The organism is Streptomyces sp. NPDC058812, assembly GCF_042744565.1.
Lineage (GTDB): Bacteria > Actinomycetota > Actinomycetes > Streptomycetales > Streptomycetaceae > Streptomyces > Streptomyces thinghirensis.
Window position 1 is genome coordinate 129,014 of sequence record NZ_JBHYOB010000018.1, and the last position, 16,353, is coordinate 145,366.

Annotated in this window: 17 protein-coding genes; 6 read left to right on the top strand and 11 right to left on the bottom strand. The window is 71.2% G+C overall.

The features are described from left to right. Nucleotides 1-27 precede the first annotated feature (27 nt). Together ACFW48_RS30205 and ACFW48_RS30210 are read left to right on the top strand one after the other, a co-directional pair. Entirely contained in the window at nt 28-579 is a 552-nt protein-coding gene (locus tag ACFW48_RS30205; RefSeq protein ID WP_386320088.1) for a VanZ family protein, read from the top strand. A gap of 94 nt (nt 580-673) precedes the next feature. Then, nucleotides 674-877, top strand: coding sequence for a PspC domain-containing protein (locus ACFW48_RS30210; RefSeq protein WP_310871578.1), 204 nt, complete (start codon nt 674-676; stop codon nt 875-877). 122 nt (nt 878-999) lie between these two features. Here ACFW48_RS30210 and ACFW48_RS30215 read toward each other — a convergent pair whose 3' ends face one another. Then, nucleotides 1,000-1,368, bottom strand: a complete 369-nt coding sequence (locus tag ACFW48_RS30215; protein WP_310871579.1) for an ATP-binding protein — start codon at nt 1,366-1,368, stop codon at nt 1,000-1,002. Between the two features lie 139 nt (nt 1,369-1,507). After that, a complete protein-coding gene (locus ACFW48_RS30220; protein WP_386320090.1) occupies nt 1,508-2,677 on the bottom strand; it encodes an adenosine deaminase in 1,170 nt (389 codons plus the stop codon). 156 nt (nt 2,678-2,833) lie between these two features. Here ACFW48_RS30220 and ACFW48_RS30225 point away from each other — a divergent pair, with 156 nt between their 5' ends. Further along, the gene (locus tag ACFW48_RS30225) at nt 2,834-3,595 is read left to right on the top strand and encodes an alpha/beta hydrolase (RefSeq protein ID WP_386320092.1); all 762 of its coding nucleotides are present in this window, start codon (nt 2,834-2,836) and stop codon (nt 3,593-3,595) included. A gap of 62 nt (nt 3,596-3,657) precedes the next feature. Here ACFW48_RS30225 and ACFW48_RS30230 read toward each other — a convergent pair whose 3' ends face one another. Next, entirely contained in the window at nt 3,658-4,611 is a 954-nt protein-coding gene (locus ACFW48_RS30230) for a LysR family transcriptional regulator (protein WP_375921196.1), read from the bottom strand. A 63-nt stretch (nt 4,612-4,674) separates the two neighbouring features. Here ACFW48_RS30230 and ACFW48_RS30235 point away from each other — a divergent pair, with 63 nt between their 5' ends. Beyond that, on the top strand, nt 4,675-5,988 hold the full coding sequence (locus tag ACFW48_RS30235; protein WP_386320095.1) for an MFS transporter: 1,314 nt from the start codon (nt 4,675-4,677) through the stop codon (nt 5,986-5,988). Nucleotides 5,989-6,094: 106 nt separating this feature from the next. Beyond that, entirely contained in the window at nt 6,095-7,099 is a 1,005-nt protein-coding gene (locus ACFW48_RS30240) for a sigma-70 family RNA polymerase sigma factor (RefSeq protein ID WP_386320098.1), read from the top strand. On the opposite strand, the gene ACFW48_RS30245 is transcribed toward ACFW48_RS30240, so the two are convergent. Continuing rightward, a complete protein-coding gene (locus ACFW48_RS30245) occupies nt 6,992-7,378 on the bottom strand; it encodes an STAS domain-containing protein (RefSeq protein ID WP_386320099.1) in 387 nt (128 codons plus the stop codon). The genes ACFW48_RS30240 and ACFW48_RS30245 overlap by 108 nt on opposite strands. A gap of 126 nt (nt 7,379-7,504) precedes the next feature. Here ACFW48_RS30245 and ACFW48_RS30250 point away from each other — a divergent pair, with 126 nt between their 5' ends. Continuing rightward, nucleotides 7,505-8,425: an AEC family transporter gene (locus ACFW48_RS30250; RefSeq protein WP_386320101.1), complete on the top strand. Its 921-nt coding sequence runs from the start codon at nt 7,505-7,507 to the stop codon at nt 8,423-8,425. Nucleotides 8,426-8,432: 7 nt separating this feature from the next. On the opposite strand, the gene ACFW48_RS30255 is transcribed toward ACFW48_RS30250, so the two are convergent. The 7 genes from ACFW48_RS30255 to ACFW48_RS30285 form a co-directional block, all read right to left on the bottom strand. Continuing rightward, nucleotides 8,433-9,017, bottom strand: coding sequence for a Uma2 family endonuclease (locus ACFW48_RS30255; RefSeq protein ID WP_386320104.1), 585 nt, complete (start codon nt 9,015-9,017; stop codon nt 8,433-8,435). 97 nt (nt 9,018-9,114) lie between these two features. Beyond that, entirely contained in the window at nt 9,115-10,392 is a 1,278-nt protein-coding gene (locus ACFW48_RS30260) for a thymidine phosphorylase (RefSeq protein ID WP_386320176.1), read from the bottom strand. Nucleotides 10,393-10,427: 35 nt separating this feature from the next. Next, nucleotides 10,428-10,820, bottom strand: coding sequence for a cytidine deaminase (locus ACFW48_RS30265; protein WP_386320106.1), 393 nt, complete (start codon nt 10,818-10,820; stop codon nt 10,428-10,430). After that, nucleotides 10,817-12,082, bottom strand: a complete 1,266-nt coding sequence (locus ACFW48_RS30270) for an ABC transporter permease (protein ID WP_386320109.1) — start codon at nt 12,080-12,082, stop codon at nt 10,817-10,819. Before ACFW48_RS30270 ends, ACFW48_RS30265 begins: the two co-directional genes overlap by 4 nt. Next, nucleotides 12,079-13,203 carry an ABC transporter permease gene (locus tag ACFW48_RS30275; RefSeq protein ID WP_386320112.1) on the bottom strand — a complete coding sequence of 375 codons (1,125 nt, stop codon included), beginning with the start codon at nt 13,201-13,203 and terminating at the stop codon, nt 12,079-12,081. The genes ACFW48_RS30270 and ACFW48_RS30275 overlap by 4 nt, the downstream gene beginning before the upstream one ends. Further along, nucleotides 13,203-14,762, bottom strand: a complete 1,560-nt coding sequence (locus tag ACFW48_RS30280) for an ABC transporter ATP-binding protein (RefSeq protein ID WP_386320115.1) — start codon at nt 14,760-14,762, stop codon at nt 13,203-13,205. Before ACFW48_RS30280 ends, ACFW48_RS30275 begins: the two co-directional genes overlap by 1 nt. Nucleotides 14,763-14,985: 223 nt before the next feature. Beyond that, nucleotides 14,986-16,035 carry a BMP family protein gene (locus ACFW48_RS30285; RefSeq protein WP_386320118.1) on the bottom strand — a complete coding sequence of 350 codons (1,050 nt, stop codon included), beginning with the start codon at nt 16,033-16,035 and terminating at the stop codon, nt 14,986-14,988. Nucleotides 16,036-16,353: the final 318 nt, after the last annotated feature.

Consider the following 16,353-nt stretch of genomic DNA (forward strand, 5'->3'; position numbering starts at 1 on the left):
TGCGGCGGCGGCCGCGTCTAGGGATGCGTGCAGCGTCATGGGTTCCTCGGCGGCAGCGCCGCGCTCCGCATCCGTGTGACAGGAGGTGTCCTCCTGGTCGCACATCTCGCGTTCGTCGCCTGGTACACGCTGCGGCCGCTGGACGTCCCCTGGATACTGCCTCCCAACCTGCAGCCGCTCGACGGGGTCCGCGCCGACCTGGCGCTCGGCTGGCCCGCGGCGGCCCGGGCCATCGGCGGGTCGCTCGCCCTGCTGGCGCCGCTGGGCGTGCTGCTGCCGATGGCGGGCGGCAGGCTCACCGTCAGGCCGCTGGCCTCCCTGTCGCGCACCGTGGCGGCGGCGGCCCTGCTGTCACTGGGCATCGAACTGCTGCAGACCGGGGTGCCCGGTCAGGTCGTCGACGTCGACTCGCTGCTGCTGAACACGGCGGGCGTGGCCCTCGCGCACCTCGCCCTCGTCCCCGCGGGCCGGGCCCGGCTCCGTCGCAGGTCCGAGCGGGGGCGCCGGAAGGACGTTCCCCGGGATGAGCCCACTCAGGGTCGGACCCCGACGATTCCCAGGGTCGGTATCGCCCCGTAGAGCGACGCTTTGTTCCGTTCGTCTCCGTAGCGTGGAAGGCAGATGAAGGGGAAGCCGTTCGGCAGCCCCACCACACGCTCACGAAGGAGCCGCGATGTCCCGCCTCGCCCGCCCCACCAACGGCCGCATGATCGGCGGAGTGTGCGCCGCGCTGGCCCGGCGCTTCGGCACCTCCACCACCACGATGCGGGTGATCTTCGTGGTCTCCTGCCTGCTGCCCGGCCCGCAGTTCCTGCTCTACCTCGCCCTGTGGCTCCTGCTGCCGTCCGAGGAGAAGGCCGCCCGTACGGCCTGGTGACGGGCCCGTACGGGCCGTGACGGCGGCCCGATGGACGTACCTCCCCTCTGGTACACCGATGGGGCGCACCCGGAACACCGGGTGCGCCCCGTCGGCGCGTGGGGAGAGGCGGGGAGGCGGGCTCAGCCGCCGATCGGGAGGCCGTTGACCGGCAGGCCCTGGGTGGGCAGGCCCTTGGCCGGCAGGCCGCCGAGCAGACCGGCGACCGGCTTCGTCGGGCCCTCGGAGAGCTGCTGTTCGACTACCTGCTCGACGACCGGCTGTGCGGCGGTCAGACCCACGCCGGAGACGTGGCGGCCCTGCTCCAGGATGTTGCCCGCGCCGGGCACCACCTGGGAGACGGTCTCCGCGGGGAGCGTGCGGGCGACCGAGTCCACCGTCTGGGCGGTGTCCGGGAGTTCCGGGGCCGCGGTGGCCGCGCCCGCGCCGGCGGCGGCGAAGGCGGCACCGAGGGCGGCGACACCGAGGGTCTTGGCAGCAGACTGCTTCATGAAATGCGTCCTCGAAATGGGATGACGGGGATGTGAGCGGTCCTTGAACGTAAACACGCGGCACCCCTCACGGCAAACATCGAAATGCGGACGGATTGTGAAAGCCCGTCCGCATTTCCGTATTACCGTCGGCTGGCGCTCAGCCCTCGATCCGTGAAGAACCGCTGGTGGAAGCCGTCTGCTGGAACAGCCATTCGGACTTCAGCTCCGCATAACCGGGCTTGATCACGTCATTGATCATGGTCAGTCGTTCATCGAAAGGAATGAACGCTGATTTCATCGCATTGACGGAGAACCACTGCATGTCGTCGAGCGTGTAACCGAACGCGTCGACAAGGTGCTCGAATTCCCGGCTCATACCGGTGTGGGACATCAGCCGGTTGTCCGTGTTGACGGTGGCACGGAAGTGCAACCGACGCAGCAGCCCGATCGGGTGCTCGGCATACGAGTCCGCGGCCCCGGTCTGGAGGTTGGAGCTGGGGCACAGCTCCAGCGGGATGCGCTTGTCCCGGACGTACGAGGCGAGCCGCCCGAGCTTGACCGTGCCGTCCTCCTGGACCTGGATGTCGTCGATGATGCGCACGCCGTGCCCGAGCCGGTCGGCGCCGCACCACTGCAGGGCCTGCCAGATGGACGGCAGCCCGAAGGCCTCGCCGGCGTGGATGGTGAAGTGGTTGTTCTCGCGCTTGAGGTACTCGAAGGCGTCCAGGTGCCGGGTGGGCGGGTAACCGGCCTCGGCGCCCGCGATGTCGAAGCCGACGACGCCCAGGTCGCGGTAGCGGTTGGCCAGCTCGGCGATCTCCAGGGCGCGGGCGGCGTGCCGCATGGCGGTGAGCAGGGCGCCGACGCGGATGCGGTGACCGTTGTCCCGCGCGCGCCGCTCGCCCTCCCGGAAGCCCTCGTTGACGGCCTCGACGACCTCTTCGAGGCTGAGCCCGCCCTCCAGGTGCTGCTCGGGGGCGTACCGCACCTCGGCGTAGACGACGCCGTCCTCGGCGAGGTCCTCGGCGCACTCGGCGGCGACCCGGACCAGGGCGTCGCGGGTCTGCATGACGCCGACGGTGTGCGAGAAGGTCTCCAGGTACCGCTCCAGCGACCCGGAGTCGGCGGCCTGGCGGAACCAGACGCCGAGCCGGTCGGCATCGGTCTCGGGGAGTGCCGAGTAGCCGGTCGCGCGGGCGAGTTCGACGACCGTGCCGGGACGCAGCCCGCCGTCGAGATGGTCGTGCAGCAGAACCTTCGGCGCCCGGCGGATCTGGTCCGGCGTCGGAGTCTTCGCGGTGGTCTTCGCGGTGCTCTGGCTCGTCATTTCCGCACTCTAACGCCTACGCGCGTAGAACGTGAGGTGAACGCACGGACACGGAAAGCGGACCGGATACGGGGCCGCGGTGTACGTGCTCGCCGATATGTAACGGTGACTGCGATGACGGGTGGCGTACACCCGGTCTTCTGAGAATGTTCTGCCATGGCACAGCAAGCGACGCCGGTCCGCCAGGCCCGGCTGGGGCGAACGCTCGGTCCGGAGGGGACGGCGGTGAGCGGGGTGGTGCTGCTGCTCCCCGGCGGCGACGAGGTGTCCAGCCGCAAGCCGTCTCCGCTGCTGGCGGCCGCGTCCGTACGCGCGTTGGGGCGTCGGCTCGCGCGCGCGGGACGGGACGAGGGCCTGGCCGCACACGTCGTGCACTACCGCTACCGGGGCTGGAACGGCGCCGAGGCCCACCTCGCCCGGGACGCCGACTGGGCCGCCGACGAGGCCGTACGGCGCTACGGCGACGTCCCCGTCTGCCTGGTCGGCGTCGACATGGGCGGGCGGGCCGCACTGCGCGCCGCCGGACACGATGCCGTCAACTCGGCGCTGGCGATCGCCCCTTGGCTGCCCGACGAGGACGTGGCCGCCCCACCCGAACCGGTGAAGCAGCTCGCCGGGCGCCGGGTACTGATCGTGCACGGCACGAACGACGAGCGCAGCGACCCCGAGCTGTCGTTCCGGCTGGCCTCCCGGGCGAAGAAGGCGAACCGTGCGGTGTGCCGGTTCGAAGTGCACTCCGACGGGCACGGCTTGCGGCACTACCGGGAGGAAGTCGCCGCGCTCACCGAGGACTTCGTGATGGGTGTGCTGTTCGGGCACTCGTTCTCGCGGCCGGTGGAGGACGCGCTGGCCGCTCCCCCGCCGCTGGGGCTGCGGATGCCGCTGGCGGTGGGGTTCGGGAAGTCGTTGCGGCGGTAGGGACCGGGGGGCGTGGGGACTTCGGGACGGCGGCAGGCACTCCGGGTCCCGGCGGGCCGGGGTCAGGACGGGAGCAGGTGGCCCCGCCTCGACAGCAGGAACTTCTTGAACGCGGCCACCGGGGGCGTGTCCGTGCGGCCCGCCAGCCAGGCCACGCCGATCTCGCGGGCCGCGCGCGGGGCCGTCACCGTCAGTTCGACCACGCCGGGGCGGGGCACGGCGGGCGGCGGCAGCAGGGCGACCCCGAGGCCCGCCGCGACCAGGCCGCGGAGCGTCTCCGCCTCCTCCCCCTCGAAGGCCACCTTGGGCCGGAAACCGGCCTCCTTGCACAGGGCGTCGGTGATGCGGCGCAGGCCGTAGCCGGGCTCCAGGGTCACAAAGGCCTCGTCGGCGGCCTCGGCGAGGCGGATGCGCCTGCGCCCGGCCAGGGAATGGTCGGCCGGCACGACCAGGCGCAGCTTCTGCTCGTCCAGGCGGCGGGCGACCAGGTCGGGGGCGTCCGGGACCGGGGAGGTCAGGCAGAGGTCGAGCTCGCCGGCGCGCAGGCGCTCCAGCATGGCCTCCCCGTAGTTCTGGACGAGGCTGAAGCGGACGCGGGGGTGGTCGGCGCGGAAGGCGTGCAGCAGGCCCGGGACGGTTTCGGCGCCCATGGTGTGCAGGAAGCCGAAAGCGACCTTGCCGGTGGCCGGGTCGGCGTCCGCGCGGACCTCGTCGGCGGCGCGCTCGACCTCGGCGAGGGCGCGTTCGACGGAGCCGAGGAAGGTGCGTCCGGCGACGGTCAGCGCGAGGGTGCGGCCGCGGCGCACGAACAGGTCGACGCCCAGGTCCGCTTCGAGGCGGACGAGGGCGCGGGAGAGGGTCGACTGGGGGACGTTCATCTCCTGGGCGGCCCGGGTGACGTGCTCGGTGCGGGCGACGCCGGCGAAGTGCGCGAGGCGGGGCGCGAGCAGCGCGACGATGTCTTCTGTGTCACCGGACGGTGACAGGCGGGCCTGTGAGCTTTGCTGATGCACCATGGGAACGATTATGGCCATTCCATGCATTGGACGGATGAGTGACGCTCTTCGTACCGTCGCAGCATGACTCCCGCCGATACCGGGGCGTCCACCGCCGTGGGCGCCGCTGCATCCGTCTCCGCCTCCGCTCCCCCCTCCGCCCCCGTCGCCGACTCCCGGATGACCCCGGGCGGCCCCGGCTACCGCCGGATGAGCCTCGCCCTGTTCCTGGCGGGCGTCGCGACCTTCGCGCTCCTGTACTCCACCCAGGCACTGCTGCCGCTGATCTCGGGCGACATGGGCGTCACCGCGAGCGACGCGAGCTGGACGGTGGCCGCCGCGACCGGTGGCCTCGCGGTGTTCGTGCTGCCGATGAGCGCGCTGTCGGAGCGCTTCGGACGGCGTACGGTCATGACGGCGTCGCTGGCGGTCGCGGTGACCGTCGGGCTGCTGGTCCCCTTCGCCCCGTCGCTGCCGGCGCTCGTCGCGCTGCGCGCGGTGCAGGGCGCGGCGCTGGCCGGACTGCCGGCCTCGGCGACGGCGTACCTGGCGGAGGAGGTCACGCCGCGGGCGCTGGTCACCGCGATCGGCCTGTTCGTCGCGGGCAACAGCGTGGGCGGGATGAGCGGCCGGGTCATCACCGGCTGGGTGGCCCAGGAGTGGGGCTGGCGGGTCGCCGTCGGCGTGATCGGCGTCGTGGCGGTGGCGTGCGCGGTGGCCTTCCGGATGCTGCTGCCGGCGCCGAAGCACTTCACGCCGGGCTCGCTGCGCCCGCGCGTCCTGGTCCGCACGGTCCGCGACCACCTCGCGAACCCGCTGCTGCGGCGGCTGTACGCCATCGGGGCGCTGTTCATGACGGTCTTCGGCGGCGTCTACACGGTGATCGGCTACCGCCTGGCGGAGGCGCCGTTCTCGCTGCCGCAGGGCCTGATCGGCTCGATCTTCCTGGTCTACCTGGTGGGCACGGTCTCGGCGTCGACGGCGGGCCGGCTGGTGGGCCGCCTCGGCCGCCGCGGGGCGCTGTACCTGGGCGGCGGCACGACGGCGGCGGGCCTGCTGCTGTCCCTCGCCCCCTCCCTGCCGCTGGTCCTGCTGGGCCTGGTGCTGATCACGGCGGGGTTCTTCGCCGGGCACGCGGTGGCGTCCTCGGCGGTCGGCAAGACGGCCACGCACGGCCGCGCCCAGGCCTCGGCGCTGTACCAGTCCGCCTACTACGTCGGCTCCAGCGCGGGCAGCACGGTCGGCGCGGTGGCCTTCCACTCCGGCGGCTGGGCCGGAACGGTCGGCGTCGGGCTGCTGGCGGTGGCCGGTGTCGTGGCGATCACGGTGCTCGGCTCCCTGGCGGCGCGCCGGCAGGCCCCGGACACTCCGGTACGGGCCTTCGGCCTCCCTCGCTGACCTGCGCCTTTCTTGACTGCACAGGCCATTGTCAGTCCCCTGCGGTAGCTTCCGAAGTGCGAGGCGCGAAGACGCGCACGAAGGACGCCACAGGGGTGGGTGGACGATGACCAACGGCACCGTGACGACGGAGCTGGACTCCGCGCTGGACAAGCACCGGGTCGAGCTGACGGGGTACTGCTACCGGATGCTCGGCTCCTCCTTCGAGGCCGAGGACGCGGTCCAGGACACCCTGGTCCGCGCCTGGCGGAGCTACGACAAGTTCGAGGGGCGCTCCAGCCTCCGTTCCTGGCTCTACCGCATCGCGACCAACGTCTGCCTGGACATGCTGACCGCGGGCAACAAGCGGGCCCGCCCGATGGACCTGACGGACTCCACGCCGCTCGCCCAGGCCGCCCTGTCCCCCCGCCCGGACCACACCTGGCTGGAGCCGATGCCGGACGCCCGCGTACTGCCCTCGACCGCCGACCCGGCCGAGGCCGCGGTCGCCAAGGAGTCCGTGCGGCTCGCCTTCATGGCCGCGCTGCAGCAGCTGCCGCCCAAGCAGCGGGCGGTGCTGATCCTGCGCGAGGTGCTGGCGTGGAAGGCGAGCGAGGTCGCCGAGCTGCTCGGCACGACGGTCGCGTCCGTCAACAGCGCCCTGCAACGCGCCCGCGCGACCCTCGCCGAGCGGGCGGACCAGGGGGACGGCGCGGCGGTGTCCGACCCCCTGGACGAGGAGCAGCAAAAGCTCCTGGACCGCTACGTCGCGGCCTTCGAGGGCTACGACATGACGGCGCTGACGGCGCTGCTGCACGAGGACGCCGTCATGACGATGCCGCCGTTCGACCTGTGGCTGTCGGGTTCGGCGGACATCACCGGCTTCATGACGACCCTCGGCGCCGCGTGCGCGAACTCGCGGCTGGTGCCGGTCGAGGCCAACGGACTGCCGGCCTTCGCGCACTACAAGCCGGACGAGGAGGCGGGCGGCTTCGCGCCGTGGGCGGTCCAGGTGCTGGAGATCTCAGACGGCCGCATCACCGGGTTCCACTGCTTCCTCGACACCAAGCGGTGGTTCCCGCTGTTCGACCTGCCGCTCCGTCTCGAAGCGGAGGCCGACGAGGTCCAGTAGTCCGCGCAGGGCGGGGTCGGGGTCGCGCAGCCGGATCCGGCCCCCGGCCCGCCGGGCGGTGAGCTCCAGGCGGGCCAGCAGGTCGACGACGGCGAGCCCCGGCGGTCCCAGCCCGCCGACGTCGCAGACGACCACCCCGGCCCGGGTGCTTTCCAGCAGCGCGCGCACCTCGTCGCAGAGCCGGGGTGTCTCCCCTCGGGAGACAGGCCCGGGCAGCACGAGTACGGCGGGTGTCACGGCGTCCACGTGCGGTAGACCCGGCGCGGTCCGGGAACTCATCGGTGCCCGTCGGCAGAGATCACATTGACGTGCGCTCACCCGTCCCCGGAGGGTTTGCTGCATGCCCCACGTATCGCCTCCCCGCCCCATGCCGTTCCAGGCCCGTCCGCTCGGCGGGGAGGTGCCGTGCAGGGGGTGCTGACCGGCTTCGCGGTCATCGCGGTCGTCATCGCCGTCGGCTATGTGCTGGGCCTGCGGGGCCATCTCGGCCCCCAGGGACGCGAGGTCCTGACCAAGCTCGCCTTTCACGTGGCCTCCCCCGCCCTGCTGTTCACCACCCTCGCGACGGCCGACCTGTCGGTGGTCTTCTCCAGCCGACTGCTGGTCACGGCGCTGTCCACGGTCGCGGTGGCCGGGGTCTTCGTCGCGGTGGGGGTCGTACGGGGCTGGGGCGTGGGCCGGACGACGATCGGCGCGCTCTGCTCCGGCTACGTGAACTCCGGCAACCTCGGCATCCCGATCGCCGTGTACGTCCTGGGCGACGCCTCGCTGGTGGCGCCGGTGCTGCTGTTCCAGCTGGTGCTGGTGACGCCGGTGGCGGTGACGATCCTCGACCTGTCGGGAGGGGGCGGGAAGGGCCCGCTGTGGCGAGTGCTGCTGACACCGCTGCGCAATCCGATAGCGCTGGGCTCGCTGGCCGGGGTCGCGGTCGCCGCGAGCGGCGTACGGGTGCCGGACGCGGTCATGGATCCGGTGACCCTGATCGGCAACATGTCGGTCCCGGCGGTCCTGCTGGCCTTCGGTATCGGCCTGTGCGGCTCCACAATGCCCCTGCGGGGCGCGGAGCGGCAGCCGGTGCTGCTCGCCGTGGCGTTGAAGGCGGTGGGGCAGCCGGCGGTGGCCTGGGCGCTGGCGTCCGGGGTGTTCGGGCTGCGGGGCGCCCAACTGCTCGACGTGGTGGTGACGTCGGCGCTGCCCGCGGCGCAGAACCTGTACACGTACGCGTCGACGTACGGGGTGGGCGAGCGGCTGGCACGGGACGCGATTCTTGTGTCGACGGTGGTTTCGGTGCCGGTGCTGGTGGGGGTGGCGGCGGTGTTGGGGTGACGGCGGCTCAGCTTGTCGGAAAGACTCCGGTGTCGACCTCCAGGTCGAAGGGAGTCGGCAACGTCAGCTTCTCGCCGTATTCCACCGATGCCAGGACGCGATAGGTGCCGTCCTCGGGCACTCCGTAAAGCGTGGCCGTCGGGCATCCGCTGTGCCAGGGATCCAGCAGAAGGTAGAGAGGGGCACCGGCGCGGGCGTAGCCCCTGACCTTCTTGATCCGGTCATGGTTGGCGTTGCTGCGAGAGGTGACCTCCACCACCAGCTCCGCCTCACTCGCATGCACTCTCCTGCCCTGTCGCAACGCCGCCCTGGGCACAACGCACAGGTCAGGCTGGAAGACCCCCGCCGTCTCCGGGACCAGCAGACCCAAGGTCTGGTAGATGCCACACCCCTCTGGGACGGCGGTGTAGAGACTGAGTTGAAGCAGCTCGGCGGTGTCGTTGTGCGCTTCGGACGGCGGAGGCGCCACGGTGACGATCCCTTCGATGATCTCCACCTTGCTGCCCTCCGGAGCGTCCGTCTCCTCCAGGACACGGACGACCTCCTCCCAGCCCGCCCCTCCGGGGGTCGGCTCGGCACTGAGTGCGCTCATGGCGGTGTCTCCAATCGGTGCGTCACCGAGTCCAGCATGCCGAACGGGACCGGTGCAGGTCCACCGGTCCCGTTCACCCGATCGAGGAACCCCCTGGTCAGGCGATACGTTCCAGCACCACCGGCGACGCCGTGCAGGCCGTGCCCGCCGGGGCGACGTCGTAGGAGCCCTCCACCGCCGCGAGGGCGTACTCGAAGCGGTCCGGGGTGTCGGTGTGGAGGGTCAGGAGGGGCTGGCCCTCGGTGACCGTGTCGCCGGGCTTGGCGTGGAGTTCGACGCCCGCGGCGGCCTGCACCGGGTCCTCCTTGCGGGCGCGGCCCGCGCCCAGGCGCCAGGCGGCGACCCCGATGTCGTAGGCGTCGAGGCGGGTCAGGACGCCGGTGGCGCCCGCCTTGATCACGTGCTGTTCCTTCGACGTGGGCAGGGCCGCGTCCGGGTCGCCGCCCTGGGCCGAGATCATGCGGCGCCAGACGTCCATCGCGGAGCCGTCGGCGAGGGCCTTCGCCGGGTCGGCGTCGGGCAGGCCCGCCGCGTCGAGCATCTCGCGGGCCAGGGCGAGGGTCAGCTCGACGACGTCGGACGGGCCGCCGCCCGCCAGGACCTCGACCGACTCGCGGACCTCCAGGGCGTTGCCCGCGGTGAGACCGAGGGGCGTGGCCATGTCGGTGAGGAGCGCGACCGTCTTCACGCCGTGGTCGGTGCCGAGGCCGACCATCGTGGAGGCCAGCTCCCGCGCGTCCTTGATGGTCTTCATGAAGGCGCCGCTGCCCACCTTCACGTCCAGGACCAGGGAGCCGGTGCCCTCGGCGATCTTCTTGGACATGATGGAGGAGGCGATGAGGGGGATCGCCTCGACCGTGCCGGTGACGTCGCGCAGGGCGTAGAGCTTCTTGTCCGCCGGGGCCAGCCCGTCGCCCGCCGCGCAGATCACCGCGCCGGTGGTGTCCAGGACGTTCAGCATCTCCTCGTTGGAGAGGAGCGCGCGCCAGCCCGGGATCGACTCCAGCTTGTCCAGGGTGCCGCCGGTGTGGCCGAGACCCCGGCCGGAGAGCTGGGGGACGGCCGCGCCGCAGGCCGCCACCAGGGGCGCCAGCGGCAGCGTGATCTTGTCGCCGACGCCGCCCGTGGAGTGCTTGTCGGCGGTCGGGCGGGACAGGGACGAGAAGTCCATGCGCTCGCCGGAGGCGATCATCGCGGCGGTCCAGCGGGCGATCTCGCCTCGGTTCATGCCGTTGAGCAGGATGGCCATCGCGAGCGACGACATCTGCTCGTCGGCCACCTCGCCGCGCGTGTAGGCGTCGATGACCCAGTCGATCTGCTCGGCACTGAGTTCGCCGCGGTCCCGCTTGGTGCGGATGACGGAGATGACGTCCATGGCCATACCTGGCTTTCCTTACGGGATTGCGGGAGTTACTTGGTGAGGTGGTCGGGGCCGAAGGCCTGCGGGAGCATCTCCGAGAGGGGGACGATCCCCGCGGGAGTCTCCAGCAGCAGCTCCGGGCCGCCGAACTCGTACAGCAGCTGCCGGCAGCGGCCGCACGGCACGAGGATCTCGCCGTGGCCGTCGACGCAGACGAAGTGCGTCAGCCGGCCGCCGCCGGTCAGCTGGAGCTGGGAGACGAGCCCGCACTCGGCGCACAGGCCGATGCCGTAGCTGGCGTTCTCCACGTTGCAGCCGGTGACGGTGCGGCCGTCGTCGACCAGGGCGGCGGCGCCGACGGCGTACCCGGAGTACGGGGCGTAGGCCCGGACCATCGCCTCGCGGGCCGCCGTGCGCAGCGCGCCCCAGTCGGCGTCGGTCATTTGCCCTGTCCCTTCCGGTACTGCACGCCGTTCGCCTTCGGCATGCGCAGGCGCTGTGCGGACAGCGCGAGGACGACGAGGGTGACGACGTACGGCGTCGCGGAGACGACCTGGTTGGGGACGTCGTCGGTGGTGGCGTACCAGGCGAAGACCAGGGCGCCGACGACCACGGTGATCGCGGCCTTGACGTACTGCTTGCGGATCGCCAGCCAGATGGCGCCGGCGACCAGCAGCAGCGCGCCGAGCAGCAGCAGGGCGTGCACGTTGGCGGAGCCGCCGCGCAGGTTGAGGCTGTCGGTGTAGCCGAAGAGGCCGGCGCCGATGGCGAGGCCGCCCGGCATCCAGTTGCCGAAGATCATCGCCGCGAGGCCGATGTAGCCGCGGCCGCTGGTCTGGCCCTCCAGGTAGAAGGGGTTGGCCACGATGGAGAGGAAGACGCCGCCGAGGCCGGCCAGGCCGCCGGAGATGATCACGGCCAGGTACTTGTACTTGTAGACGTTGACGCCGAGGGACTCGGCCGCGACCGGGTTCTCGCCGCAGGAGCGCAGGCGGAGGCCGAACGGGGTGCGCCACAGGATGTACCAGCTGGCGGGGATCAGGGCGACCGCGATCAGGGTGAGCCAGGAGACGTCGGTGACCAGGCCGCCGAGCAGGCCGGCGATGTCCGAGATCAGGAACCAGTGCTGGTCGTTCAGGCTCTCCAGGCCGCTGGAGAGCCCTGGCACCGAGAAGTGGCCGAGCGACTCGACCGGCGGGGACTGCTTGGCGGAGCCGCCCTGGTGGCCCTCGAAGGCGAGCGGGGCGAGGTAGCGGGTGGCGCCGAGGGCGAGGATGTTGATGGCCACGCCGGAGACGATGTGGTTGACGTTGAAGGTGATCGTCACGATCGCGTGCAGGAGGCCGCCGAGCGCGCCGCCGACGATGCCCATCAGGACGCCGGTCCACGGCCCCCACTGGAAGCCGGCCCAGGCACCGAACCAGGTGCCGAGGATCAGCATGCCCTCCAGGCCGATGTTGATGACGCCCGCGCGCTCCGCCCACAGGCCGCCGAGACCGGCGAGGCCGATCGGCACGGCGAGCTGGAGCGCGGTGGACATCTGGCTGACGTTGGTGATGCCGTTGGCGCCGGTGATCAGGCGGACGATGGAGGTCAGTGCCAGGGCACCGGCGATGATCAGCAGCAGGACGGGCAGCGAGATCCGGCGGCCGGCCGGCGCCCCGTGCTCCAGCGTGGGCTGGTTGAGGTCGGTTGCGGTGGTCATCGGCCAGCCACCTCCTTCTTGGTGTTGTCGGTGGCGCCGAGGACGTGACCGGCGGCCAGCTCCGCGCCGACGCGGCGCTGCTGGCGGCGCAGGCCCCACTCGCGGACGGCCTCGTAGGAGACGACGACGGAGAGGACGATCAGGCCCTGCATGATGACCGCGATCTCCTTGTCGTAGCCGTGGAAGTCCAGCTCGGGGCTGGCCTTGTCGAGCCAGGCCCACAGCAGGGCGGCGAAGGCGATGCCGACGGGGCTGTTGCGGCCGAGCAGGGCGATGCCGATGCCGAGGAAGCCGATGCCGGTGGGGAAGTTGAGGCTGTAGGTGTGGGTGTCGCCGAGGAGGATCGGCAGGCCCGCGAGGCCGGCGAGGCCGCCGGAGAGCAGCATCGCGGTGAGCACCATGCGCCCCGGGTTGACGCCGCTGGCCGCGGCGGCGGACTCGGAGGCACCGGAGGCGCGCAGGTCGAAGCCGAAGCGGGTGCGGTTGAGGACGACCCAGTAACCGATGCCGAGCAGCAGGGCGAGGATCACCAGGCCGTAGATCTCGCCGGCCGCGCCCATGTCGATGCCGGGGACCCAGCCGGACTCGTGCATCTCGCCGGTGGTGTTGTTGTTGCCGATCTTGACGCCGAAGACGTCCGGCAGCCACAGGTAGCCGATCACGGAGGTGGCGATGGCGTTCAGCATGATCGTCGCGACGACCTCACTGACGCCGCGGGTCACCTTGAGGACACCGGCGATGCCGGACCAGAAGGCGCCGGTGAGGACGGCGGTCAGGAGGAGGAGCGGGATCTGGAGGGCGGCGGGGAGGTTGGCGTGGGCGCCGACGATCGCGGCCATCATGGCGGCGAGCTGGTACTGGCCGTCGACGCCGATGTTGAACAGGTTCATCCGGAAGCCGATGGCGACCGCCAGGGCCGCGATGTAGTACATCGACGCCTGGTTGATGATCAGGACCTGGATGTCGGAGAATCCAGCCTGCTCGAACATCAGGGCGAACGGTTCGACCGGGTTCTTGCCCGAGGCGATCAGGACGATCGCGCTCAGCACAAAAGCCACGGCGAGCGCGATGACCGGACCGGCCACCGCGAGGAGCACGCGCTCCTTGTCGAACTTCTTCATCAGCGGGCCTCGTCTTCCGCACCCGGGCCGCCGTCGGCCGGGGTCTCTTCGTGTTCGAGGTGACCGGAGGCGGCGCCGGTCATCGCCGAGCCCAGCTCCTCGGGGGTGATGGTGGCCGGGTCGGCGTCCGCGACCAGCCTGCCGTCGTAGATCACCCGGAGGGTGTCGGACAGGCCGATCAGCTCGTCCAGGTCGGCGGAGATCAGCAGGACGGCGAGTCCCTCGCGGCGCGCCTCGCGGATGTGGTCCCAGATCGCGGCCTGCGCGCCGACGTCCACGCCCCGGGTGGGGTGGGCGGCGATCAGGAAGCGCGGCTTGTGGCTCATCTCCCGGCCGACGATCAGCTTCTGCTGGTTGCCGCCGGAGAGCGAGGCGGCGGTGACGTCGATGCCGGGGGTGCGGACGTCGTACGTCTCGACGATGCGGCGGGTGTCCTCCTGAGAGCCCTTCGGGTTCAGCCAGACACCCTTGCTGTTGGGCTTCTCGGTGACGTGGCCGAGGATGCGGTTCTCCCAGAGCGGGGACTCCAGGAGCAGGCCGTGGCGGTGGCGGTCCTCGGGGATGTAGCCGACGCCCTGCTCGCGGCGCTTGCGGGTGGGCAGCGCGGTGATGTCCTCGTCGAGGAAGCGGATGGTGCCGGAGTCGGCGTGGCGCAGGCCGATGAGCGCGTCGACCAGCTCGGTCTGGCCGTTGCCCTCGACGCCCGCGATGCCCAGCACCTCGCCGGCGTGGATGGTGAAGGAGATGTCGTCCAGCAGGGCCTTGCCGCCGGGGGCCGCGAGGCGGAGCGTGTCGACGGTGAGGACCGGGCGGTCGGTGACCGTGGACTCGGCGGTCTGAGGGGTGGGCAGCTCGCTGCCCACCATCAGCTCGGCGAGCTGGCGCGGCGTCGTCTCGGCGGGCACGGCCGTCCCGACCGTCGTACCGCGGCGGATGACGGTGATCTCGTCGGCGACGGAGAGCACCTCGCCCAGCTTGTGCGAGATGAAGATGACCGACAGACCCTCGGCCTTGAGTTCGCGCAGGTTGTCGAAGAGGGCGTCGACCTCCTGCGGGACCAGGACGGCGGTCGGCTCGTCCAGGATCAGCGTGCGGGCGCCGCGGTAGAGGACCTTGAGGATCTCCACGCGCTGGCGGGCGGCGACGCCGAGTTCCTCGACGAGGACGTCGGGGCGCACACCGAGGCCGTACCGCTCGGAGATCTCCTTGATCTTCCGGCGGGCCCTGGCGCCGATGCCGTACAGCTTCTCGCTGCCGAGGACCACGTTCTCGAGGACCGTGAGGTTGTCGGCGAGCATGAAGTGCTGGTGGACCATGCCGATGCCGCGGACGATGGCGTCGGCGGGCGAGGAGAAGGCCACCTTCTCGCCGTCGATCGCGATGGTGCCCTCGTCCGGCTTCTGCATGCCGTAGAGGATCTTCATCAGGGTCGACTTGCCGGCGCCGTTCTCGCCGACGAGGGCGTGGACGGTGCCCTTGTGGACGGTCAGGTGGATGTCGTGGTTGGCCACGACACCCGGGAATCGCTTGGTGATCCCGGCGAGTTCGACGGCGGTCACCGATTCGTTGACCGCCGCTCCGGCCGGAGGGCTGCTGGACGCGTTGATGGCGCACTCTCCTGGGGACGGGGGCCGTCTACGCGCGTAGCGCCCCTACGGCATCTAAAAGCGGCGGCGGCACATCGACACGACGGGGTACGAGGAGGACTCGGAGGCGTCCTCCTCGTACCCCGTCGAGCGGTGCGACCACCGCGGTTACACGCTGTTCGAGGTGTTGCTCGGCTCAGCTGCTCTTGACCTTGATCTCGCCGCTGACGATCTTCTCCTTGGCCGTCTTGATGGCTGCCTGGAGCTCGGCGTTGTCCGCGAACTTCGGGTTGGAGTCCGAAAGGCCGACCTCGCCGGACTTCAGATCGCCCCGAACGATACCGGTCTCGGGCTTGCCGTCCTCGACCGACTTCGCCAGGTTGTACACCGCCTTGGCGACGTCCTTCGTGGCCGAAGTCAGGATCCAGTCCTTGTACTTCGCGAGGGCTTCCTGCTTGTACTGGTCGGAGTCGACGCCGATCGCCCAGACCTTGTTGGCGGCGGCGGCCTCGATGACGCCCTGACCGGAGAGACCGGCCGCCGCGTAGACGACGTCGGCCTTCTTCTCGATCTGACCCTCGGCGGCGGTCTTGCCCTTGTCGGGGCTGGAGAAGCCGCCCTCCTCCGCCGTCTGCGTCAGGTACTGCGAGATCACCTTGACCTTGGGGTCGGTGTCCTTGACGCCCTGCTCGAAACCGGCCTGGAACTTGTGGATCAGCGGGATGTCCACGCCGCCCACGAAGCCGACCGTGTCGGTCTTGGTGCTCTTGGCGGCGGCGACGCCGGCGAGGTAGGAGGCCTGCTCCTCGTTGAAGACCAGGTCGGCCACGTTCTTCGCCTCGATCGTGGCGTCGTCCACGATGCCGAAGGTGGTGTCCGGGTACTTCTCGGCGGCGCTCTTCAGCGCGGCGGCGTACGCGTAGCCGACGCCGACGACCGGGTTGTAGCCCTGCTTGGCCAAGGAGACCAGGCGCTGCTCCTTGTCGGCGTTGGTCTCGCCGTCGGTGGGCTCGATGTCGGCCGTCTCGTAGCCGAACTCCTTCTTCGCCTGCTCCAGTCCCGCGTAAGCGGCGTCGTTGAAGGACTGGTCGCCCTTGCCGCCGACGTCGTAGGCGATGGCGAGGCCCTTGTCGCCCTTGGACTCCGACGACCCGGAGGAGGTCGAGGTGCCACCGCAGGCGGAGAGGGCGAGGGCCAGGGAGGCGGTCGCTGCGCCTGCGACCGTGATCCGGGAAATCCGGCGCATGTCTGGTGCTCCTGTCGTACAAGCGCCGGGGACGGTTCGGGTACGGCGCTGGCTTCGCCGCAGATTAACGCGCGTAGACCTGCCTGAAAACCCCTTCTGTCCTTCTTGTTATCCGCCCGTGAGCAAGGGGCCGCCCACAGGAGCGGGGGCTTGCCGGAAGCAAACGGAGGGTGGCGGAGTGTGACGCCGGGCCGCCCTGTCGCGGCACGGCGAAGCGGGGGGGGGCCCCCGGGGCCCCCCCCCCGGACAGGTTGTTTGGGCCGGCGGTGGGTGGGGGGGGGGATTAGGTGGAGAGCGGTGTGGGGGCCGGCATGATTG